Origin of the sequence: Asanoa sp. NPDC050611 (assembly GCF_040654855.1) — a bacterium.
In the GTDB taxonomy this organism is placed as follows: Bacteria; Actinomycetota; Actinomycetes; order Mycobacteriales; family Micromonosporaceae; genus Asanoa.
In genome coordinates this window covers 1-21,654 of record NZ_JBFAIU010000111.1, presented here as the reverse complement: position 1 = coordinate 21,654, position 21,654 = coordinate 1, and the positions used below count along the sequence as shown (strand labels likewise).

At 72.3% G+C, this 21,654-nt stretch carries 17 protein-coding genes and 1 pseudogene; 8 read left to right on the top strand and 10 right to left on the bottom strand.

The genetic code is table 11. The annotated features are described in order from the left end of the window. Positions 1–96: 96 nt before the first annotated feature. Entirely contained in the window at positions 97–828 is a 732-nt protein-coding gene (locus tag AB0H87_RS18855) for a PAS domain-containing protein (protein ID WP_360146714.1), read from the top strand. A 14-nt stretch (positions 829–842) separates the two neighbouring features. On the opposite strand, the gene nhaA is transcribed toward AB0H87_RS18855, so the two are convergent. Both nhaA and AB0H87_RS18845 read right to left on the bottom strand, forming a co-directional pair. Then, on the bottom strand, positions 843–2,237 hold the full coding sequence (gene nhaA, locus AB0H87_RS18850) for a Na+/H+ antiporter NhaA (RefSeq protein ID WP_360146711.1): 1,395 nt from the start codon (positions 2,235–2,237) through the stop codon (positions 843–845). A gap of 7 nt (positions 2,238–2,244) precedes the next feature. After that, on the bottom strand, positions 2,245–2,751 hold the full coding sequence (locus AB0H87_RS18845) for a DsbA family protein (protein ID WP_360146708.1): 507 nt from the start codon (positions 2,749–2,751) through the stop codon (positions 2,245–2,247). Positions 2,752–2,819: 68 nt separating this feature from the next. Between AB0H87_RS18845 and AB0H87_RS18840 the strand changes: the two genes are divergently transcribed. After that, the gene (locus AB0H87_RS18840; protein ID WP_360146705.1) at positions 2,820–4,040 is read left to right on the top strand and encodes an MFS transporter; all 1,221 of its coding nucleotides are present in this window, start codon (positions 2,820–2,822) and stop codon (positions 4,038–4,040) included. Here the strand turns inward: AB0H87_RS18840 and AB0H87_RS18835 are convergent. Both AB0H87_RS18835 and AB0H87_RS18830 read right to left on the bottom strand, forming a co-directional pair. Beyond that, the gene (locus AB0H87_RS18835) at positions 4,010–4,987 is read right to left on the bottom strand and encodes an aldo/keto reductase (RefSeq protein ID WP_360146702.1); all 978 of its coding nucleotides are present in this window, start codon (positions 4,985–4,987) and stop codon (positions 4,010–4,012) included. The genes AB0H87_RS18840 and AB0H87_RS18835 overlap by 31 nt on opposite strands. Positions 4,988–5,080: 93 nt before the next feature. Beyond that, positions 5,081–6,571 (bottom strand): APC family permease, encoded by a 1,491-nt coding sequence (locus tag AB0H87_RS18830; RefSeq protein WP_360146699.1) that lies wholly within the window; start codon positions 6,569–6,571, stop codon positions 5,081–5,083. Between the two features lie 220 nt (positions 6,572–6,791). Between AB0H87_RS18830 and AB0H87_RS18825 the strand changes: the two genes are divergently transcribed. Continuing rightward, complete coding sequence (locus AB0H87_RS18825) at positions 6,792–7,436, top strand: GPP34 family phosphoprotein (protein WP_360146696.1); 645 nt, start codon at positions 6,792–6,794, stop codon at positions 7,434–7,436. A gap of 57 nt (positions 7,437–7,493) precedes the next feature. On the opposite strand, the gene AB0H87_RS18820 is transcribed toward AB0H87_RS18825, so the two are convergent. The 5 genes from AB0H87_RS18820 to AB0H87_RS18800 all read right to left on the bottom strand — a co-directional run bounded on the left by AB0H87_RS18820 (position 7,494) and on the right by AB0H87_RS18800 (position 14,519). Then, on the bottom strand, positions 7,494–9,383 hold the full coding sequence (locus AB0H87_RS18820) for a primary-amine oxidase (RefSeq protein ID WP_360146693.1): 1,890 nt from the start codon (positions 9,381–9,383) through the stop codon (positions 7,494–7,496). A 64-nt stretch (positions 9,384–9,447) separates the two neighbouring features. After that, entirely contained in the window at positions 9,448–11,544 is a 2,097-nt protein-coding gene (locus AB0H87_RS18815) for a xanthine dehydrogenase family protein molybdopterin-binding subunit (protein WP_360146690.1), read from the bottom strand. Further along, a complete protein-coding gene (locus AB0H87_RS18810) occupies positions 11,541–12,524 on the bottom strand; it encodes a xanthine dehydrogenase family protein subunit M (RefSeq protein ID WP_360146687.1) in 984 nt (327 codons plus the stop codon). The genes AB0H87_RS18815 and AB0H87_RS18810 overlap by 4 nt, the downstream gene beginning before the upstream one ends. Positions 12,525–12,526: 2 nt before the next feature. Then, positions 12,527–13,039, bottom strand: a complete 513-nt coding sequence (locus tag AB0H87_RS18805; protein WP_360146684.1) for a 2Fe-2S iron-sulfur cluster-binding protein — start codon at positions 13,037–13,039, stop codon at positions 12,527–12,529. Between the two features lie 109 nt (positions 13,040–13,148). Beyond that, complete coding sequence (locus AB0H87_RS18800) at positions 13,149–14,519, bottom strand: DNRLRE domain-containing protein (protein WP_360146681.1); 1,371 nt, start codon at positions 14,517–14,519, stop codon at positions 13,149–13,151. Between the two features lie 107 nt (positions 14,520–14,626). Between AB0H87_RS18800 and AB0H87_RS18795 the strand changes: the two genes are divergently transcribed. Genes AB0H87_RS18795 through AB0H87_RS18775 form a run of 5 tightly spaced genes read left to right on the top strand, consistent with a single transcriptional unit; the run spans position 14,627 to position 19,751 of the window. Beyond that, positions 14,627–15,877: an MFS transporter gene (locus AB0H87_RS18795; RefSeq protein ID WP_360146678.1), complete on the top strand. Its 1,251-nt coding sequence runs from the start codon at positions 14,627–14,629 to the stop codon at positions 15,875–15,877. Beyond that, positions 15,874–16,860, top strand: coding sequence for a hypothetical protein (locus AB0H87_RS18790; protein ID WP_360146675.1), 987 nt, complete (start codon positions 15,874–15,876; stop codon positions 16,858–16,860). Before AB0H87_RS18795 ends, AB0H87_RS18790 begins: the two co-directional genes overlap by 4 nt. Positions 16,861–16,871: 11 nt before the next feature. Beyond that, the gene (locus tag AB0H87_RS18785) at positions 16,872–17,567 is read left to right on the top strand and encodes a phosphatase PAP2 family protein (protein WP_360146672.1); all 696 of its coding nucleotides are present in this window, start codon (positions 16,872–16,874) and stop codon (positions 17,565–17,567) included. 10 nt (positions 17,568–17,577) lie between these two features. Continuing rightward, complete coding sequence (locus AB0H87_RS18780) at positions 17,578–18,813, top strand: MFS transporter (protein ID WP_360146669.1); 1,236 nt, start codon at positions 17,578–17,580, stop codon at positions 18,811–18,813. A 2-nt stretch (positions 18,814–18,815) separates the two neighbouring features. Next, complete coding sequence (locus AB0H87_RS18775; RefSeq protein ID WP_360146667.1) at positions 18,816–19,751, top strand: 5'-3' exonuclease; 936 nt, start codon at positions 18,816–18,818, stop codon at positions 19,749–19,751. Here the strand turns inward: AB0H87_RS18775 and AB0H87_RS18770 are convergent. Continuing rightward, positions 19,736–21,565: pseudogene (locus AB0H87_RS18770) on the bottom strand (helicase-related protein); the annotation flags it as partial. The gene AB0H87_RS18775 and the pseudogene AB0H87_RS18770 overlap by 16 nt on opposite strands. Positions 21,566–21,654: the final 89 nt, after the last annotated feature.

Genomic DNA, 21,654 nt, shown 5'->3' with positions numbered 1-21,654 from the left:
GGAGCCCGCGAGCGCGATCGCGTCGGAGCTCATCGCCTTGATGCCGGCGTCGATGATCGGCCGCCCGGCCCGCTGCACCGTTCTTGGCTGCCGCTGGTGCTGCTCGACCACCAGCCGCCCGCGACGGCCGGCGGGCGACGCAGCCGCCTGAGCGCCACCCGGCTGCTCCACCCGGACCTGCGGGCGCCGCTGGCCGGCCTGCCAGCGACCCTGGTCGCGTCGTTGGCCACCGACCAGCCGGGCCGGCACCGCTCGCCGGTCAGCGCGATCGCGATCGGCGGCGACCACGCGGTGCTGGCCGGCCTGCAGGACACGCTCGAGGTGCTGGCCAGCCAGGCGGCGCTGGCCCTGCGCCGGGTCGGCCGCACGGTCGAGACCAGCCGCCGCGAGCGCGACGCCTACCTGAGCGCGGTCAGCGAGCGCACCGCGGACGTGGTGATCCTGCTCGACGCCGACGAGTGGATCCGGTACGCGAGCCCGTCCATGGCGGACATGCTCAAGGTGTCCGTGCCGATCCTGTCGACGTGGCGCGACATCATCCACCGCGACGACCACGGCCAGGTGGAGAACACGCTCGACCGGGCCCGGTCGGCCATGGACGGCAGCGGCGTCAACACCGAGTGGACCCTGCGCCGCGCCGACGGCTCCTGGATCCAGGTCGAGGTCAACTGCCGCGACCTGCGCAACCACCCGGCGGTGCAGGGCCTCGTGCTGACCCTGCACGACGTCACCCCGGATCGCCGGGTCGACCTGCCGTCCACCCTGCGGCGCCTGGACCGGTCCGCCCCGGGCCGCAACCGCCGCAGCGTCTGGCGCCGTTTCGGCTGACCGCCCGGCGCCGGCTAGGCGGGGCGGGTCGGGTCCCGCCACGGGCCGGTGGGCAGCGCCGGGATCGCCTCGTCGTCCTCCACCATGCACAGTGGCAGGCGCTCGCCCAGGTAGCGCAGGACCAGTGAGCCGATCACCGCCGCCACCGCCGAGCCGGCCAGCACGCCCAGTTTCGCGTCGTCGGTCAGGATCGGGTCGTCGAACGCCAGGTCGGTGATGAACAGGCTGATGGTGAAGCCGATCCCGGCGAGCGCCGCGCCGCCGATCAGGTGGCCGTAGCGGACCCGGCCCGGCAGCTCGCCGAGCTTGGTCCAGAGCGCGACCGCGGTGCCGAGTGAGATGCCGACGGTCTTGCCGACCACCAGGCCCAGGAACACGCCGATCGTGACCGGCGACTGGACGGCCCGGGACAGGCTCTCCCCGTTGATCGCCACCCCGGCGTTGGCCAGGGCGAAGATCGGCACGATGACGTACGCGCTGAACGGGTGCAGCGCGTCCTGCATCCGGTCGTTGGCCGGCACGGTCGCCCGGGCGGCCAGCACCGTCAGCCGGGCCCGCGCCGCGTCCGCCCGCTCGATCAGACCTCGGCCGTAGAAGCGCATGAACTCCAGCAGCCGCGGGTCGACCGGCGTGGCCGGCACGATCAGGCCGATCACCACGCCGGCGAGCGTCGGGTGGATGCCGGACTCGTAGACGGCGAACCACAGCGCGATGCCGACGAACGCGTACCACCGGAGCTGCCAGACACCGGCCCAGCGCAGGAACAGCAGGACCCCGGAGAGCGCGACGGCGACGATCAGCGGCACCGTCGAGAGGTTCGGGGTGTAGAAGATGGCCATCACGAGGATCGCCACGATGTCGTCGACGATGGCCAGGGTGAGGAAGAACAGCCGCAGCTGGTCCGGGCAGCGCGGGCCGAACAGCGCCAGGATGCCCAGCAGGAACGCGGTGTCGGTGGAGATCGGGATGCCCCAGCCGTGCTCGGCCGGCGAGCCCGAGGTGAACGCGTAGAAGATCAGCGCCGGCACGACGACGCCACCGGCGGCGCCGAAGATGGGCGTCAGCACGTACCGGCCGCGGCGCAGCTCCCCGACCGTGATCTCCCGGTTGATCTCCAGGCCGACGGTCAGGAAGAAGATCGCCATGGCCGCGTCGTTGACCCAGTGGCGCAGGTCGAGGGTGATCCCCCAGTCGCCGAGCCGGATCGACGCGGTCGTCTCCCAGACCCACTCGTAGTGGCCGTCCGGCACGTTCGCCCAGATCAGCGCCGCGATGGCGGCGGCCAGCAGGAGGAAGCCACTGCCGGCCTCGGTGACGAGGAACCTCGTGACGGGTTGCGGCACCAGCGGCAGCGCGCTCGACAGCCGGGTTCGCGGCCCCGGCCGCGGCGGCAGCGACGCGGTGCTCACCAGGCTCTCAGCGGCCGAGCCCGAGCGTGCTGCGCAGCGCGGCCAGCTCCACGCGGCCCGAGTAGAGCCGGCCGTCGACGAACAGGGTGGGTGTGCCGCGCACGCCCTCCCCGACGCCGGCCGTGTAGTCCCGTTCCACCGCCGGCTGGAACCGCTGCGCCGCCTCGCCGATCACGGACTCCGGGTCGGTGACGCCCGCCTCGGTCGCGTACGCCACCAGGTCCGGATCGGTCAGCCTGGCCTGGTGCTTGAAGAGCTGGTCGTGCATGGGCCAGAAGCGGTCATCGGCCGCCTCGGCCGCCAGCGCCGCGGTCAGCGCGTAGGGGTGCTTGGTGAACACCGGGAAGTGCCGGTAGACGAGCTTGACCCGGCCGTCCGAGCCGTCGATCAGCTTGCGCAGCACCGGGAACGCGGCGCCGCAGTACGGGCACTCGAAGTCGCCGTACTCCACGATGGTGATCGCCGCGCCGGGATCGCCGTACACGTGCCGGTCGAGGTCGATGGCGTCGCTCACCCGTTCGATCGTGCCACCGGAAAAGGCGCCAGGTGCGAAGATCGGAAATCCTCGGGTACGGTCACCCGATGGTCGAGCGATCCCTGGGCCCGGCGTTCTGGCGCTTCTGGGGCGCGTCCGCGCTCGCCAACCTCGGCGACGGCATCCGGGTCGCGGCCTTCCCTCTGCTCGCGGCGGCACTGACCGCCTCGCCGCTCGGGGTGGCCGCGGTCGCGGCGGCGCAGTTCCTGCCCTGGCTGGTGACGGGCCTGCTGGCCGGGGCCCTGGCCGACCGGCGCGGCGCCCGCCAGCTCATCGTCGCCGCCGACGCGGGCCGGGTCGCCGTGCTGGTCACCCTGGTCGTCGCGGTGGCGTCCGGCTGGGCCACCGTCGCGCTCGTCGTCGCGGCCGCGTTCCTGCTCGGCGTCGGCGAGACGGTCCGCGACACCGCGGCGCAGACGGCGGTGCCGCGACTCGTCCACGACAGCCAGCTCGAGAAGGCCAACGGCCGCCTGATCGCCGGCGAGGTCGTCGGCAACGAGTTCGTCGGGCCGCCCGTCGGCGCGCTGCTGTTCGTCGCGGGCGCCGCGCTCCCGTTCGCCGTCAACGGCGCGACCCTGGCCCTGGCCGTCATGCTGGTGCTGTCCCTGCCGCTGAGCCTGGCCCGGCGCCCGGCGCCGGTCACGCCTACTTCGGAGCGTCCGGGCGTGCTGGCCGGGGCGCGCTGGCTGGCGCGCAACCCGATGCTCCGCACGCTGGTCCTGGTCGGCGCCGCCGTGGGGGCGGCCGACAGCGCCTGGTTCGCGATCTTCGTGCTCTACGCCCGCGACAGCCTGGGCCTGGGCGCGTTCGGCTTCGGGCTGCTGCTCGCCACGGGCGCCGCGGGCGGCCTGCTCGGCTCGTTCGCCGCGGACCGGCTGATCGCCCGCTTCCGCCACCGCGCGGTGCTGGCCTGGTCGCTGGCCCTCACGGCCGGCACGCCGGCACTGCTCGTGGTCGCGCCCGACCGCTGGGCCGCGGCCACGGTGGTGGTCACGACCAGCGCCACGTTCGCGGTGCTCAACGTGACCGCCCTGGCCATCCGCCAGCGCGCGGTCCCGGCGGACCTGCTGGGCCGGGTGGTCGCGGCCGCGCGCACCGTCACCTACGGCTGCACGGCCCTGGGGGCCCTGCTCGGCGGCGCGCTGGCGGCGACGTTGGGCGCCGAGGCCCCGTTCCTGTTCAGTGCCACCGTGGCCGTCCTGGCCACGGCGGCATGGTGGTCGGCGTCGCGACCCGGTCAGAACCCCTCGGGCGCGCGCGGCGTGTAGTGCTCCTCGAGGAGGGCGATCTCGTCCTCGGTGAGCTCCACCTCGAGCGCCGTGCTCGCGTCGGTGAGGTGGTGCTCCTTGGTGACGCCGACGATCGGGGCCGTGACGGTGTCCTTGGCCAGCATCCAGGCCAGCGCCACGGCGGCGCGGGAGACGCCGCGCTTGTCGGCGACCGTGCCGACCGCCTCGACGATCCGGCGGTCCGCGTCGCGCGACTGCTGGTAGAGGGTCGCACCGAAGCGGTCCGTGCCGCTGCGCTCCGTGGTCGTCGCCCAGTCGCGGGCCAGCTTGCCGCGGGCCAGCGGGCTCCACGGGATCACGCCGACGCCCTGGTCGAGGCAGTACGGGAGCATCTCCCGTTCCTCCTCGCGCATCAGCAGGTTGTAGTGGTTCTGCATCGACACGAACCGCGTCCAGCCGCCCAGGTCCGCGGCGTGCTGCAGCTGCGCGAACTGCCACGTCCACATCGACGACGCGCCCAGGTAGCGGACCTTGCCGGCGCGGACCAGGTCGTGCAGGGCCTCCATCGTCTCCTCGACCGGAGTGTGCGGGTCGAAGCGGTGGATCTGATAGAGGTCGATGTAGTCGGTGCGCAGGCGGCGCAGGCTCGCGTCGACCTGGGTCATGATGGCGCCGCGGGACAGGCCCGAGCCGTTGGGGCCGTCGCCCATCCGGCCGTGCACCTTCGACGCGATGACGACCTCGTCGCGCCGGGCCGACTCGCCCAGGACCTGCCCGAGGATCTCCTCGCTCGAGCCGAACGCGTAGACGTTGGCGGTGTCGAACGTCGTGACCCCGGCCTCGAGGGCCGCGCGGATCAGCGGGCGGGACGCGTCCAGGTCGAGGCTCCAGGCGTGATGCCCACGGGTCGGGTCGCCGAAGCCCATGCAGCCGACGACGACCTTCGAGATGACGAGGCCGGACGAGCCCAGGCGCGGGTATTCCATGGGGGCGCTCCGTTCGCAGAGGGGGTGCGACGAACGTTACGCCCCAGGGCGAACGCCCGCGCGGCGCGGAGGCCGCGCGGGCGTTCCGGAAACCTAGTGCACCGGCACGTAGTCGGACTCGGAGCCGGACTCGTCGGCGGTCAGCGGCTGGCCGACCGTACGCCCGATGCCCTCGTAGACGTCGGGACGCGAGGACTTGAGCACGGCGCCCCAGAGGATGCCCGCGATCGCGGCCAGCGCGATCAGGCCGGGCAGCACCCAGCGCAGGTAGCTCGGGGTGTCCGGGGTGAGCAGGTAGTTGAAGTTGGCGACCAGCGTCACCAGCAGCGCGGTCAGCAGGATCGTCGCGATCGCCGGGGCGACCCGACCCTGCCAGGCCGACTCGTCGCCGCGCCGGACCCGGAAGTAGCCGACGACCGAGGCCGAGGTGGCCGCCATCAGCAGCACGACGCCGACCGCGGACACGCCCGAGAGCCAGGTGAACAGGTCGATCACCGGGTCACGGTCGGCGATGATGAAGAAGATCAGCACGACGATCGCGATGACCGACTGCGCGATCGAGCCGGCGATCGGCGCCATGGTGCGGCGGCTGGTGCGGCCGAGGAACTGCGGCAGCACCCGCTCACGGCCGAGCGCGAAGAAGTAGCGCGCGACTCCATTGTGGAACGAAAGCAGCGCGGCGAACACGCTGGTGAAGAACAGCACCGTGGCGATGTCGGCGATCGTGTTGTTGGTGTACTGCGCCAGCGTGCCGAACACGACGCCCGGGCCCGCCTCGGTGGCGGCCTGCTGCACGTTGTCGGGGCCGACCACGACCGTCATCGCCCACGCCGAGATGGCGTAGAAGATGCCGGTGAACAGCACGGCGAAGAAGGTGGCCCGCGCGACCGTGTGGCGGGGGTCCTTGACCTCCTCGCTGTAGATGGCGCCGGACTCGAAGCCGGTGAACGCGGCGATGGCGAAGGCGAACACGGCGCCGAGGCCGCTGGTGAACAGGTTCCCGGGGTCGAAGCCGGCCAGCGAGACGCCGGAGCCGTCCGCCGGGTTGCCCACGCCCACGATGTCGAACACGGCGGTCGCGATGATCTCGAGGATCAGCAGCACCGCGAGGACGCTCGCGTTGAGGTCGACCCGCAGCATGCCGAGGATGCCGATCAGCACCCAGCCCAGCAGGGCCCAGACCCACCACGGCTGGTCGACGCTGAACTTCGTGTTCATGAAGTCGCCGATGATGAAGCCGAACAGGCCGTAGAGGCCGATCTGGATCGTGTTGTAGGTCATCAGCGCGACGAACGAGCCGCCGACACCGGCAGGCCGGCCAATGCCCTGCGCGATGTACGAGTAGAAGGCACCGGCGTTCGCGACGTGCCGGCTCATCGCGGCGTAGCCGACCGCGAAGATGCCGAGGATGAGCGCGATCACCAGGAAGGACAGCGGGATGCCCTTGGAACCGGTGACGGCGAACATGGTCGTGACGCCGCCGCCGAGCACCGTCAGCGGTGCCGATGCCGCCACGACGAAGAAGAACAGGTGTACTACGCCGAGGCGTCGCCTGGCGAGGGTTCCTGCGAGCTGTTCGGACACTGGGGGGTTCCTCGATTCAGAGGGTCTTTGATCGGTTTCGCGACGCCCGATCGTACGACCACCGTCCGCACCACTCAAGACTGTGGAGGGTCGTTATCGAAGGATCACAACAGTTGAATGCGCGCCAAGATCGGCGTACAGTTTGCCCCGCACAAAATCGGCGCCCCCATCCCAACGCCGGTGATCTCTCCTCTCGACTCCTTACACACCGCCTGAGGTTATGAGCGACTTAGGGCTTGCCGACGAACTTTTCCTTGCCGGTCACAACGAATACACCGGCAAGGCTGTCATCAACCAGGAGATGCTGGATGCCGGCCTGGCCGGTGCCGCACTAGGCGAGCTGATCCTGCAGAGACGCGTGACCGTGATGTCCAGCAAGGTGGCCGTCGACGACCCCCGCCCCTGGGGTGACCCGGTCACCGACGTCGTGCTGCGCGAGATCCACAGCAGAGGCAACGAGTTCGTCCCCCGCGCCTGGGTGGAGCACCTGCGCGGCAACGTCGGCGAGGTGGTCGCCCAGCGCGTGATCGCCGCGGGGATGGTCCGTCGCGACGAGCAGCGTTCTGGGCTGTCCAGGAAGGTCACTGTCCGTTACCCGGCGGTCAACGCACTGACGGCGACGCGGCCGCTCGTGCGACTGTCCTACTACCTGCAGCGACCTGCGCAGATCGATGCGCAGACGGCCACGCTGGCCGCTCTGATCAAGGCCACTGGCCTCGAACAACGCATCATGCTGGAGTGGACGCGGCAAGAGGTGACCGACAGCATCGGCGCGATCGTCGCGCGCCTTCCCGCTCCGCTGCGCGATGTCATCCAAGGCGTCGAAGGCGCGGTCGCGGCGATGGCCGTCATCACTCGCCGTTAAAAATAGAACAATTCAAATTAGGGGGTACGTCCATCGGACGTACCCCCTAATTAGGTGTTAATGGCAGTGTTTTGCCGTGGTGGCCGGAACGTCCAGAGTGGGGTTCCGGTCGAAGAATCCGGCGGGCCGCAAGGCGAATCCGCAGCGGTCGACCGGCATCACGGGCCAGTCCTCCACGCGTGGGAAATGCGTGCTGCCGAATGTGTGCCACAGGACAATGTCTTCACCGTCGATCGACTGGTCGTCGGCGACGAACGTGGGCAGGCCGGCACCGCCCGGGTGCTGGTTCACGTGGTTGCCCGCCGGGTAGCGCTCGTCGGCGTCGTACCGCGTGACCCACAGGTGCTTGGTGGCGAACGTGGCCCGGCGGGCGATCGACGAGCTCTCGTCCGCGAGCAGCGCCGGCTGGCCCTCGGGGCGCAGCACGTACGCGACGGGCTCGCCCAGGCGGTTGGTGCTGTTCGGGTTGGAGATCCGCCACACCCGGCCGACGCTGTTGTCGGCGCTGCGGGCGCCCTGCGACTCGGTGGACAGCCGCGTGGCGGTGCGGGTGAACGCGTTGCCGTAAGGGTTGGCCCCGCCGACCGGCACGCGCCGCACGTCGAGCTCGTCGACCGCGTTGCCGACGCCGTCGAGCATCATGTCCAGCCGCGCGCTGAACAGGTGCTGGTGGTAAGGCGCGCCGAGGCCGGGTGCGATCTCGGTGGCGTACTCGGAGCCCTCCGCGTAGGACGAGGTGAACACGACGCCGGTCGCCTTGACCTCCATCTCGATCGTGCCGTCGAGGTAGAGGTACCAGAAGAAGCCGTAGTCGTAGTTGCCGACGGTGGCCCAGTAGGAGATCACCAGGCGGCGCTGGCGGCGGGTCTCGGCGGCCTCGGTGAACAGGTCGGAGTGCTTCCACAGCACGCCGAAGTCCTCCTCGTGCAGGCAGATCGCGTTGGAGATCTCGCGCGGGTTGCCCTCGCCGTCGGCGAGCACGGCGTCGAAGTAGTGGATCTCGCCGAGACAGTCACAGCCGAGCACCAGGGAGTTCGCCTGCTGGCCCAGCAGGTACTCCCCCGCGTCGAAGTAGTTCTGCCAGAACCGCACCGGGCTCGGGTCGGCGTACGGGACCACCATCTCGGCGATCGACGCACGGTAGACGAGCGGCCGGCCCTGGATGGAGAGCTGGTGGAGGACCAGGCCCTCGCGCGGGTCGAAGCCGACCCGGAACTTCCAGCCTTCCCAGGTCACCTCGTCGCCGGCGACCTGGAAGCTGGCGCCGTCGGGCTGGGTGATCTCCAGCGGCTTCAGCGTCTCGCGCGGCGGACCGGTGTAGGCGGGGTCGTCGTAGTTGCCCTCCTCCTGCGGCACCGGCAACAACGCGTGGTCGATGAGCTGGACGACCTTCTTCTCGATCAGGTCGACGTAGGCGACCACGCCGTCGATCGGGTGGGCCCAGCAGTGGTCCTCGGGGCGGTGGGCCACGAAGGACAGCACGCGCAGCAGGCGCTTGCCGCTCTCGCCGGGCAGGTCGAAGTCGCCGGCCGACAGCGGACACGGCCGGACCAGGTCGAAGTCGGTGATGCCACGGCGTTCGATCGCGGCTCGCCACTCGGGATCGGCCTTGACGATCTCGTCGACCGAGATGAACTCGTCGAGCAGGATGGGCGGCTGCCCGTCGACGGCGGGGTCGATCTCGACGACCTCGTCGACCTGCTCGCGGGTGACCGAGACGATCGCCGAGCGGACCTGTCCGGTGGCGACGTCGAGCAGGAGCGCCCGGACGCGCCGGTCGAGCGGGTCGCCGTCCCGCCAGGCGAGGACGGTGTGCTTGTCGGGCTCCTCGAGGGCGAGCAGCGCGAACCGGGTGGTGGGTGTGAGCAGGTCGTTCTTCTGGAACAGCGTGCGTGCGGCGTCGATCTCGGCGGCGCGCAGCCGCGCCAAGGGATGATCGGCCGTCATCGGATCACCTCGTCGAAAAGGGGGGTGCGACGATCGACAAGCTAATCCGGAACGCGGGCGGCGTCTACAGTGCCGCCCGGGCCGGCGTGATCGGCAGGTCGCGCTGGCGCACGCCGGTCGCGTGCCAGACGGCGTTGGCGATGGCGGCCGGCACGCCGACGATGCCGATCTCGCCGAGACCCTTCACACCGGACGGGTTGAGCTCGTCGTCCGGGTCGTCGACGAAGGCCACGTCCAGCTCGCCGACGTCGGCGTTGGTCGCCACGTGGTAGTCGGCCAGGTTGTGGTTGACGTAGTCGCCGAACCGGCCGTCCATGATGGACTCTTCCAGCAGCGCGGTGGACAGGCCCATGGTCATGCCGCCGATGAGCTGGGACCGGGCGGTGAGCGGGTTGACCACGCGGCCGACCGCGAAGACGCCGGTCAGCCGGCGCACCCGCACCTCGCCCGTGGCCACGTCGACCGCGACCTCGGCGAACTGCGCGCCGAACCCGTACCGGGCGAAGTCGCCGCGCGCGGCGACCGCGTCGGCCGAGTCGAACGTGCTGGTCAGCCCCTTCGGCGGCACGGGCTCACCCGAGGCCAGCCGGTGGGCCAGGTCGCGGCACGCGGTGACCACCGGCCAGCTCCACGACGCCGTGCCCGTGGAGCCGCCGGCGCCCTGCGCCGGGCCGAAGTCGCTGTCGCCGACCAGCACCCGCACCTCCGTGACCGGCACCTCGAGGGCGTCCGCGGCCAGCTGGGTCAGCGCGGTGCGCGCGCCGGTGCCGATGTCGGCCGCGGCCACCCGCACCTCGAACCCGTCGCCGGGCAGCGCGGTGGCGTGCGCGGTCGTCGCGACGGTCCGGGCCGGGTAGTGCGCGCCGGCCACGCCGGTGCCGCGCCACCAGCGGCCGTCGCGCCGCACCGCCGGCCGTGGGTCCCGATCGGCCCAGCCGAACCGGTCCGCGCCGACCCGCAGGCACTCCGCCAGCCGGCGGCTGCTGAACGGCAGCCCGCTGGTCGGGTCCTCGGTGGGGTCGTTGCGCAGCCGCAACTCGATCGGATCGAGGCCGCACGCCTCGGCCAGCTCGTCCATGGCGGACTCCAGCCCGAACGACCCCGGCGCCTCGCCCGGCGCCCGCATCCAGCGCGGCGTCGGCACGTCCAGGGCCACCACCCGGTGGCTGGTGCGCAGGTGGTCGGCGGCGTACATCGGGCGCGAGTAGATCGCGACCTGCTCGGTGAACTCGACGAGCCGGGAGGTCTGTACGGAGGCGCGATGCTCCACCGCGACCAGCCGGCCGTCCGGGTCGGCGCCGAGCCGCAGCCGTTGCGCCGTCGGCGTGCGGTAACCGGTCAGCGGCCAGAGCTGCGGCCGGGTCAGGGTCACCCGGACCGGGCGGCCGACGAGCGTCGCCGCCATCACGGCGAGCGCGGACTCCGGCCGCGGCGGGTTGCCCTTGTTGCCGAAGCCACCGCCGACGTGCTCGGAACGGACGCGCACCGTCCCGGGCGCGAAGCCGAAGAGCTTGGCCAGGCTCCGCGACCAGGCGTACGGGTACTGGGTGGAGGTGTGCACCGTGACCCGGCCGTCGGCCCAGGATGCGGTGGTCGAGTGCGGCTCCATCGCGTTGTTGTGCTGTGCCGGCGTCCGGTACGACGCGTCGACCACGACCGCCGCCGCGGCGAGCGCGGCCTCGACGTCGCCCTTCTCCGTCACCGTCTCGTTGTGCGGGTTGACGAACTCCGGCTGGTAGAGGCCGGGATGGTCGGGGCGGAACACGGTGTCGGGCGGCTCCGGCAGGTAGTCGACCCGCATCCGCTCGGCCGCCTCCCGGGCCCGCTCGGGCGTGTCCGCGATGACCAGCGCGACGGGCGCTCCCCAGTGGGCCACCCGGTCGCCCTGGAACAGGAACAGCGTGCCCTCGCCGATGTCGGTCAGCCGTGGCGCGTTCTCCTGGTGCAGCACCGCCAGCACGCCCGGCATGGCCAGGGTGGCCTCGACGTCGAGGTTGAGCACCCGGCCACACGGGATGGTGGCCGGCACCACCCAGCCGTGGACGAGGCCCGGCAACGGCACGTCGCCGGCGTACCGGGCCCGGCCGGTCACCTTGTCGAGGCCCTCGATCCGGGTCAGCGGGTGGCCGACGGACGGCGCCGCCTGCCAGGTCCGGGTCATCGCCGCTCCACCAGGTCGGACAGCACCGCCGCGATCAGGTCACGCACGAGCGGCACCTTGTACGCGTTGTCGCGCAGCGGCCGGGCCGCATCCAGCTCCGCCTCGGCGGCCGCCTCGAACGCGGCCCGTTCGGCCGGCCCGTCCAGCAGCGCGCGCTCCGCGACCCGGGCCCGCCACGGGTGCGAGGCCACGGCGCCGAGTGCGATCCGCACGTCGCGGACCAGACCGTCGTCGACCACCAGGACCGCGGCGACGGAGGCGATCGCGAACGCGTACGAGGCCCGCTCGCGCACCTTGCGGTAACGGGACCGGGCGCCGGCCGGCAGCGGTGGCAGCGTCACGCCGGTGACCAGGGCGCCGTCGCGGACGGTCAGCTCGAGGTCGGGGCGGTCGCCGACCGGGCGGTAGAAGTCGACCAGCGGGATCTCGTGCGGGCCGGCCAGGTCCTGCACGTCCACCCGGGCGTCCAGCGCGGCCAGGGCGACCGCGAGGTCCGACGGGTGGGTCGCGACACAGTGGTCGGACGCGCCGAGGATGGCCAGGTTGTGGTGCTCACCGTCGATGGCCGGGCAGCCCGAGCCCGGCATCCGCTTGTTGCAGGGCTTGGTCGGGTCGGTGAAGTAGCCGCAGCGCGTGCGCTGCACCAGGTTGCCGCCGGTCGTGGCCACGTTGCGCAGCTGGCCCGAGGCGCCGGCCAGCACCGCCTGGCTGAGCGCCGGGTAGCGCTCGCGCACGACGGGGTGCGCGGCCAGGTCGCTGTTGCGGACCAGCGCGCCGACCCGCAGCGTGTCCCCGTCCTCGGTCACCTGGTGCATCGGCAGGCCGGTCACGTCGACCAGCAGGTCCGGCCGCTCGACGCCGAGCTTCATCAGGTCGACGAGGTTGGTGCCGCCGCCGAGATAGCGGGCGCCGGGGTTGTCGGCGACCAGCGCGACCGCGGCGTCGACGCTGCGGGCCCGGGCGTAGGCGAACTCGCGCACCGTCAGTCGCCCCCGGCCACCTCGCGGATGGCCGCGACGATGTGCGGGTACGCCCCGCACCGGCAGATGTTGCCGGACATCCGCTCGCGGATCTCGCCGTCGTCGAGGTGCACCGGCCCATCGGTGACCGCGCTGGGCCAGCCCTCGGCCAGCTCGTCCAGCATGCCGATCGCCGAGCAGATCTGGCCGGGTGTGCAGTAGCCGCACTGGAACGCGTCGTGCGCGACGAACGCGGACTGCATGGGATGGGGCTCGTCGTCGGCGAGCCCCTCGATCGTGGTCACCTCGCGGCCGTCGACGGCCACCGCCAGCAGCAGGCAGGAGTTGGCCCGGCGCCCGTCGACCAGGACCGTGCAAGCGCCGCACTGGCCGTGGTCGCAGCCCTTCTTGGTGCCCGTGTGGTCGAGCCGGTCACGGAGCAGGTCGAGCAGGGTGGTGCGGTTGTCGACCACGACCTCCCGCGGCGCCCCGTTGAGCATGAGGCGCACGGTGCTGGCCAGCTCCGGAACGGTCATGACAAGGCCGACGTTACCCGCCGCGCTGGTTGCGCGGCGGGCAGTCGGACTCTGCCCCTCAGGCGCCTGGTCCGTTGGACGGCGCAAAACCAGACATTGAGGGGAGGGACTAGTGGCAGCTACCGGTCCCGGAGTCGTTGTACGTCCTGCCGGACTGCGGCACGAACTGCCAGTCGTACGAGTTGGCGTGCAGCGTGAACTTGAGGACGCCGAACGTGTCGCTGTTGCGCGCCTGGCTGTTGGCCTGGATCGTGCCGAAGCCGTAGTGGTCGGCACCGCCCATGCCGGCGACGAACGACCGCAGGCCACGGGCGTTGTCCAGGGCACCGTTCGGGTTCATCGGCGCGAACCGCTCGTACTGGTGGTTGTGCCCCCAGACGACCACGTCCGCGTTGTTGTCGTACAGCGCCTGGTAGAGCGGCCGCGTCGAGGTCGACGGGGCGTGGTTGGCGCCCGAGGTGAACAGCGGGTGGTGCCAGTAGGCCAGGGTGCACGGCCGGGTGTTGGCGGCCAGGTCGTTGCGCAGCCAGGTCACCTGCGCCGAGGTGGCCGACATGCTGATGTTGGAGTTGAGCGAGACGATGTGCCAGTTGCCGAGGTTGTACGAGTAGTAGCCCTGCCCCGACGGGCCCGCCTGCGAGCCGAAGTAGTTGTAGTAGCCCGTCGCGCCGGAGGTGTTGTAGTCGTGGTTGCCCGGCGCGGGCCGGGTCCGCGACTTGAAGGCGCCCCAGGTCGGCTGGTAGTAGCTGTTGAACTCGCTCGCGGTGCCGTTGGTGTAGACGTTGTCGCCGGTGGTGAACACCGTGCCGGAGATCCCGTTGACCAGCGCCGCCGTGGCGCTGTCGCCGGAACCGGACGTCGCGATGTCGCCGGCGCCGACGAGCACCGGGTCACCGCTGGGCGGCGGCGTGCTGGTGCCGGTGGTGACGACGAGCTGCGGTGCGTCGGCGCCGCTCTCCCGCGAGTCGTAGTAGGCGCCGTCGGTGCTGCTCGACGTCGCGCCGAAGCTGAAGGTGCCGTTGCCCTTCACGACGCTGGTGACGTCGACCTCGTACCAGCCGTCGGCGGTCACCGTGCCGATCGAGCCGACCGACGCGCCGTCGATCGACGGCTGGTTGTTCCACGTCGTGCCGGTCTCCGACCAGGTGGTGTTGGACATGGCACGGAACGCGCCGCCGTTGTTGCTGCCGTCGTTGCCGGAGATCGTCCGGAGGCGCAGCTTGGCGGAGCTGACCGTGCCGCTGACGCCGGTCACCGAGAAGCGCAGGAACAGGCGGCGGACCGGGCTGTTGTCGACCGTGATCTGGTTCGACGTGCCGTAGTTGGTCGTGGGCGTGTCCTGCTGCACGTAGGTGTCGGCGGCCGGCCGGAAGGTGGTGGTCGCGGCCGACGCGGGTGTGGTCGAGCTGAGTACGACGGCGATGATGCCGCCGGCCAGGACGGTCGCCGTGGTGGCGCCGGCCAGGATACGGATGCGCATGACCTTGAAATCTACGGGCTTGAATGAACATGATCCGGTCGTACGGGTGAACGACGGACACCGATCTGTTCACCTGGCGGGTGTTGTCCGGCCGCGACGCGGGATACATGGTGATCGGCGTGTACCTGTCGACGATCGACCGGCCCACCGGCACGGGTCGCAGTCGCGGCGTGAAGGTCGTCGGCGGCAACGTCCTGGCACTCGGCACCGTCAGCCTGGTGACCGACGTCTCCGCGGAGATGGTCACCGCCGTCCTGCCGCTGTACCTGGTGCTGGGCCTGCACCTGAGCCCGCTCGCGTACGGCGTGGTCGACGGCGTCTACACCGGAGCCACCGCGGTGCTGCGTCTGGTCGGCGGTTACGTGGCCGACCGGGTCCGCGGCCGCAAGGTGCTCGCGGGGCTCGGCTACGCGCTCTCGGCCGTCGCCAAGCTCGGGCTGCTGGCCGCCGGCCGGTCGTTGGCCGGCATCGGCTTCGTGGTCGCCGTCGACCGGATGGGCAAGGGGCTGCGGACCGCGCCGCGGGACGCGCTCATCACGCTCTCGACGCCGCCGTCGGCCCTCGGTCGGGCGTTCGGGGTGCACCGGACGATGGACGCGGTGGGTGCGTTCCTCGGGCCACTGGTCGCGCTCGCGGTGCTGGCCGGTTCGGGGCAGTCATACGACGCCGTGTTCGTCACGAGCTTCTGCGTCGCGGTGCTGGGCGTCGCGGTGCTGGTGCTGTTCGTCCGGGAGCGCGATCCCCTGGCGGCGGTCCCGGCCCGACGCCCCGCGCCCCGCGACGCGGTGGCGCTGCTGCGCTCCCCCGGCCTGCGGCGGCTGGTGCTGGCCGCGGTGCTGCTCGGGGTCGCGACGATCGGGGACGGGTTCGTCTACCTGATGCTGCAGCGCCGCACCGAGATCGGGCTGCTCTGGTTCCCGCTGCTGGCGGTCGGCACGAGCCTCGGCTACCTCCTGCTCGCCGCGCCGCTGGGCGTGCTGGCCGACCGGATCGGGCGGCGGCCGGTGCTGCTCGGCGGGTACGCCGCCCTCGCCGTCACCTACCTCCTGCTGGTCGCGCCGCTCGGCGGCTGGGCGCTGCTGGTTCCGGTGCTGGCCGCGTACGGCCTCTACTACGCGGCGACCGACGGCGTGCTGATGGCACTGGCCGGGCCGGTGCTCCCGGACGCCTTGCGGGCGACCGGACTGGCGCTCGTGCAGACCGGGCAGGCGCTGGCCTACCTGGTCTCGTCGGTGCTGTTCGGGCTCGCCTGGACGGCGTGGGGTCCGACGGCGGCGGTGCTGGCCGCGGCGCTGGTGGCAGTCGTCGCCGGTGGGACGACCGCCGGCTTGCTTCTCTACAAGGGACGGACGGCGTGAACGGCTGGAGCGTGCGGGTCAGGGTGCTCGCGATGCTGGGCGTGGCGGTGGTGCTGGCCGTGGTCGCCACGTTCTACATCCGCGGCGCTGCCGCACGGGTCGCGGATCCGGCTCCGATCGCGGCGAAACCGGTGACGCTGGACGCGGGACCGGTGCTGTTGACCGTGACCGACCGGCACCTCGCCGTCGTGTCCACTTCGGACCCGTCCGGACCGCGCACGGTGTCGGCGGTCGAGTGCGTGCGGGCGTACGCGGCCGGCGGCACCGGCGTGTGCCTGCGGCAGGCGACGCCGTGGGCGTACCAGATGGTGGTCCTCGACCGCCGGCTCGATCCGGTGCGCTCCGTGGACATCCCGGGGCTGCCGAACCGGGCCCGGGTGTCGGCGTCCGGGCGGCTCGTGGCCTGGACGACGTTCGTGGGTGGCGACTCGTACAACAGCGGCGGTTTCTCGACCCGGACCGGGATCCTCGACACCGTCAGTGGAACCCTGGTGCCGTCGCTGGAGGAGTTCACCGCATCGGTCCGGGCGGCCGACCGCAACTTCTGGGGCGTGACGTTCGCCGCCGACGACAACACGTTCTACGCGACGATGTCGACGGGCGGCCACCGGTACCTGATGAAGGGCGACCTGGCGGGCCGGACGCTGACGACGGTCGCGGAGAACGTGGAGTGCCCGTCGCTGTCACCGGACGGCACGCGGATCGCCTTCAAGCACGCGATCGACGGCGACCCGACGAAGGGGTGGCGGCTCTCGGTGCTCGACCTGAGCACGCTGGCGGTGACGCCGCTGGCCGAGACCGCGAGCGTCGACGACCAGCCGGCCTGGCTCGACGGCGCGACGATCGGCTACACGCTGCGGCAGGCCGACGGGCGCCCGGACGTGTGGTCGGTTCCGGCCGACGGCGGTGGCAGGCCCCGGCTGCTCGTGCCGGGCGCGGAGTCACCGGCGGCGCTGGGCGTAGCAATCGGCGGGAACGGGTAAACCGAGTCGCCATGCGCCAGGTCCTGCTCCGGTTGTTGTTGCCGCTCGTCGCCCTCTACGGGCTGATGGTGATGCTCGGTCACGTCGTCACGGCCAGTTGGTGGCCGGCCGGCGGCGAAGACCAGGTCAACGTGTCCCTCGAGGACGCCCGCTCGGGGACGCTGACAGCGGCCTCGCTCGTGTTCAGCACCATCGCCGACACGTGGTCGGTGATCGCGGTGTGCGCGTTCGCCATCGTGATCCTGCTGGTCACCCACCGCCCGTGGCGCGAGCCGCTGTTCCTGGCCTGCGCGGTCGCGGCGCAGGCACTCATCTTCCTGCTCACGACGCTCGTCATCGACCGGGAGCGTCCGGCGGTGGAGCACATGGACGTCTCACCGCCGACGTCGAGCTTCCCGTCGGGCCACACGTCGGCGGCGACCGCCCTCTACTGCGGCCTGGCGGTGCTGTTCGCCCTGCGCTCGACGAGCGGGCGCTGGGAGGCGGTGGTCTGGACGGTGTTCGTGCTGATCCCCGTCGGCGTCGCGCTGACCCGGCTCTACCGCGGCATGCACCACCCGAGCGACGTGCTCGGCTCGTTCCTCAACGCGGGCCTGTGCCTGACGATCATGTATCACGGCGTGCTGCGCTGGCGCGGCGCTCCGCCACCGAAGCCGACGGAGGAACGCCGGCGAATGTCGGTGGCGCGTTCCCGCGCAAGCTCGTAGACATGTCCCCATGCCGCCACAGATCTCCTCCGGCCGCGCGACGGCCGCCCTGGTCGCGCTCTCCCTGGCGGCTTTCGCCTATGTGACCACCGAGTTGCTCCCGGTCGGCCTGCTCACCGTGATCGCGCCCGACCTCGACCGGTCACAGTCCGAGGTCGGGTTGCTGGTCACCGGCTACGCGTTCGTCGTCGTGCTGGCGTCGCTGCCGCTCGCCCAGCTCACCAGGCGGATTCCCCGGCGCCGCCTGCTCGCCGTGACGTTCGCGGTGTTCACCGTCGCCACCGCGGTCTCGGCGCTGGCGACGGGCTACTGGGTGCTCGCCGGTGCGCGGCTGGCCACCGCCGCCACGCAGGCGCTGTTCTGGACGGTCGTCGGGCCGACGGTGACGGGCCTGTTCCCGCCCGCGGTCCGCGGCCGCATCGTGGCGCGGTTCGCCATCGGCCCCTCGCTGGCACCGGTGCTCGGGCTCCCGCTCACGACCTGGATCGGCCAGCAGGCCGGCTGGCGCACCGCCTTCGTCGTGCTCGCCGCGCTCGGCCTGGTCGCCGGGGTCGTCGTCACCACCCTGCTGCCGTCGTTCCCGCCAGAGGACGGTGGCGCCGCCCGCGGCACCATGCCGCACCGGGCGCGGTTCCGCGCGCTGCTGGTCGTGACCGCGCTCGGCATCACCGGCAACTTCGTCGGGCAGACCTACGTGACGCCGTTCCTGCTCGACGTCAGCGGCTTCCCGGACGACGTGCTCTCCCTGCTGCTGCTCGTGACCGGCGTGGCCGGCGTGGTCGGCACGATCGTCATCGGACGGTTCATCGACAGCCGGCCGGTGGCCGCGCTGACGGTGCCACTCGGGCTCGTCGGCGGCGGCATGCTGCTGATGTACGCCTTCGGCACCGTCCAGCCGGTCGCCGTGGCGCTGCTGGCGCTGTTCGGGCTGGCGTTCAGCGCGTTCGCGGCGACCATCCAGGGGCGCACGCTCCAGCTCGCGCCCGGCAACACCGACCTGGCCTCCGCGGCCTCGGGTTCCGCCTTCAACGCCGGCATCGCCAGCGGCTCCCTGCTCGGCGGCGCGCTGCTGCCCACGACGGGCCTGCGCTCGGTCATGCTGGTCGGTGGGCTCATCATGCTGACCGCGCTGGTCGTGGCCCTGCTGGACGCCCGGCGTGCGACGGCCCCGGCGCCCGTGCCCGCCGCGCGGCCGGAGCCGGCCGGGGCCCTTGCCCATGACGATCTAGGGCGTGGCAGAGTGTGACGATGACCAGACGACCGCTGCTGCTCGTGGACGCGCCGAGCCTCTATTTCCGGGCCTACTTCGGCATCCCGGAGTCGGCGGCCCGCGCCCCCGACGGCAGCCCGGTCAACGCGGTCCGCGGCTTCCTGGACATGGTCGCCCAGCTGATCCGCACGCGCCGCCCCGACCGGCTCGTCTGCGCGCTCGACTACGACTGGCGCCCGGCGTGGCGGGTCAAGCTGATCCCGTCCTACAAGGCGCACCGGCTGGCGCCCGGCGGCGGACCGTCCACGGAGGTCGTTCCCGAGAACCTCGAGACCCAGGTCCCGCTGATCCTGGAGGTCCTGGCGGCCGTCGGCATCCCGGCGATCGGGGCGAAGGGCTACGAGGCCGACGACGTGCTCGGCACGCTGGCCACCACGCAACCGGGGCCGGTCGAGGTGGCCTCCGGCGACCGCGACCTCTACCAGCTCATCGACGACGCGAAGCCGGTTCGGCTGCTCTACTGCGGGCGCGGCGTGGCGAAACTGGAGGACAGCGACGACGCCGCGGTCCAGGCGAAGTACGGTGTGCCGGCCGCGGGCTACGCGGACTTCGCGGCGCTGCGCGGCGACCCGAGCGACGGCCTGCCCGGCGTGCCCGGGGTGGGCGAGAAGACGGCGGCCCGCCTGGTCTCGCGCTACGGCACCCTCGACGCGATGCTGGCGGCCCTCGACGACCCGAAGGCGGGCTTCGCGCCGGGCCTGCGCGGCAAGCTGGACGCGGCCCGCGACTATCTCGCGGTCGCACCGACGGTCGTCAAGGTGGCCCGCGACGTCTCGCTGCCCGACCTCGACACCACCTTGCCGACCGCTCCCGTCGACGGCGACACACTGCTGGCCCTGGCCGAGAAGTGGAACCTCGCGGGCCCGTGCCGCCGCCTGGTCGACGCGATCAGCGCAGGTCAGGCGTTGACGTAGGCCAGGACGCCGCGGTTGATGGCGCCGATCGCCTGGCGGGCCGTGGTGCGCACCGTGTTCGAGGCGCCGCCGGCGTCGGCGATCTGGCCCAGGAGGTCGACCACCTGCCGGGCCCAGCGCACGAAGTCGCCGGCAGGCATGTCGCCGTCCAGGTTGTGGCCGCTGGCCAGCACCTTGGCCAGCGCCTCGCCGCGGGTCCAGCGGACGATCGGCCACACGAAGCCGAGGTCCGGCTCCCGCGTGCGGTCGACGCCCCGGGCCGCCTCGTCGGCCTCCAGCTCCGCCCAGATCTTCATGGTCTCGTCGATCGCGTCCGTGACCGGGCCGCGCGGGATCGACGCCCGCTCGTCGGCCTCCCGGCGCGCCTCGTAGAGGACCACCGAGACCGCGCCGGCCAGCTCGTCCGGGGTCAGGGCGTCCCAGACACCGCGCCGCAGGCACTCGGCGACCAGCAGGTCGGCCTCGGACCAGATCCGGGACAGCATCCGGCCGTGTTCGGTGACCTCGCCCGTCTCGGACAGGTAGCCGCGGGCGGCCAGCAGCGCGCAGACCCGGTCGAACGTCCGGGCCAGCGAACCGGTCCGGCTCGCCACCCGCTTGCGCAGCTCGTCGGTGTCGAGCAGCAGCCGGCGGCGCCGCTCGGCCCAGCGGGCGTGCTCCTCGCGGTCCGGGCAGGCGTGGCACGGGTGCTTGCGCAGCTTGTCCCGTAGGTCGGTCAGGTGCGCGTCCTCGCCGGTCCCCCGCGCGCGGCGGCCGCGCCGGCTGTGCCGGTCGAGGCCCGTCCCGGTGACCGCGGCCGCGAGGTCGCGCCGGGCCGACGGGTTCCGGTGGTTGAAGTTCTTGGGCACCCGGATCCGGGCCAGCACCTCCGCCGGCGACGTGAAGTCGGCCGACGTCACCCGGCCGGCCCAGCGGTCCTGGGTGAGCACCAGCGGCCGCGGGTCGCCGAAGCCGCCCGCGCCCGGGTCCAGCACCACCGCGAGCCCGGCCCGCCGCCCCGAGGGCACCCGGATCACGTCGCCGATCCGCAGGCGCTCCAGCGACGACACCGCCTGGGCGCGGCGCTGCGACAGGCCCTGCCGGGCCAGCGCGCGCTCCCGCTCGTTGATCTGCATGCGCAGGTCGAAGTACTCCTCGAAGTCGCCATGGCTGCAGGTGACCTCGTCGGCGTACTGCGCGATGGTCTCCTCGTTGCGCTGCACCTGCTTGGCCAGCCCGACCACCGACCGGTCGGCCTGGAACTGCGCGAACGACGCCTCCAGCAGCGCGCGGGAGCGCTCGGCCCCGACCGTCCCGACCAGGTTCACGGCCATGTTGTACGAGGGCCGGAAGCTCGACCGCAGCGGGTACGTCCGCGTCGACGCGAGGCCGGCCACGTGCCGCGGGTCGACCTCGGGCGACCAGACGACCACCGCGTGGCCCTCGATGTCGATGCCCCGGCGGCCGGCGCGGCCGGTCAGCTGCGTGTATTCGCCGGGGGTGAGGTCGACGTGTGCCTCGCCGTTGAACTTGACCAGGCGCTCCAGCACGACGCAGCGGGCCGGCATGTTGATGCCCAGCGCCAGCGTCTCCGTGGCGAACACCGCCTTGACCAGGCCGCGGACGAACAGCTCCTCGACGACCTCCTTGAACGCGGGCAGCATGCCGGCGTGGTGCGCGGCGAGGCCGCGCTCGAGGCCGTCGAGCCACTCCCAGTAGCCGAGCACCGAGAGGTCCTCGCCGGGGATCGCGGTCATCCGCTCCTCGACGATGCGCCGGATCTCGACCCGCTCGTCGGGCGTGGTCAGCCGCAGCCCGGCGGCCAGGCAGCGCCGCGAACGCCGACCGGACCGCCATCCGGTGCGCCGGGTTGAAGTGCGACATCGCCGCCCGCACCGAACCCCACGGGTCCAGCGGCGTCACC

What these genes read in the sequence shown, in the direction of transcription:
- AB0H87_RS18785 (WP_360146672.1), top strand. Translation starts at nt 16,872, where the DNA reads ATGCGCCAGGTCCTGCTCCGGTTGTTGTTGCCGCTCGTCGCCCTCTAC.
- AB0H87_RS18825 (WP_360146696.1), top strand. Translation starts at nt 6,792, where the DNA reads ATGAGCGACTTAGGGCTTGCCGACGAACTTTTCCTTGCCGGTCACAAC.
- AB0H87_RS18835 (WP_360146702.1), bottom strand. Translation starts at nt 4,987, where the DNA reads ATGGAATACCCGCGCCTGGGCTCGTCCGGCCTCGTCATCTCGAAGGTC.
- AB0H87_RS18775 (WP_360146667.1), top strand. Translation starts at nt 18,816, where the DNA reads ATGACCAGACGACCGCTGCTGCTCGTGGACGCGCCGAGCCTCTATTTC.
- AB0H87_RS18795 (WP_360146678.1), top strand. Translation starts at nt 14,627, where the DNA reads ATGGTGATCGGCGTGTACCTGTCGACGATCGACCGGCCCACCGGCACG.
- AB0H87_RS18805 (WP_360146684.1), bottom strand. Translation starts at nt 13,039, where the DNA reads ATGACCGTTCCGGAGCTGGCCAGCACCGTGCGCCTCATGCTCAACGGG.
- AB0H87_RS18780 (WP_360146669.1), top strand. Translation starts at nt 17,578, where the DNA reads ATGCCGCCACAGATCTCCTCCGGCCGCGCGACGGCCGCCCTGGTCGCG.
- AB0H87_RS18840 (WP_360146705.1), top strand. Translation starts at nt 2,820, where the DNA reads ATGGTCGAGCGATCCCTGGGCCCGGCGTTCTGGCGCTTCTGGGGCGCG.
- AB0H87_RS18820 (WP_360146693.1), bottom strand. Translation starts at nt 9,383, where the DNA reads ATGACGGCCGATCATCCCTTGGCGCGGCTGCGCGCCGCCGAGATCGAC.
- AB0H87_RS18800 (WP_360146681.1), bottom strand. Translation starts at nt 14,519, where the DNA reads ATGCGCATCCGTATCCTGGCCGGCGCCACCACGGCGACCGTCCTGGCC.
- AB0H87_RS18815 (WP_360146690.1), bottom strand. Translation starts at nt 11,544, where the DNA reads ATGACCCGGACCTGGCAGGCGGCGCCGTCCGTCGGCCACCCGCTGACC.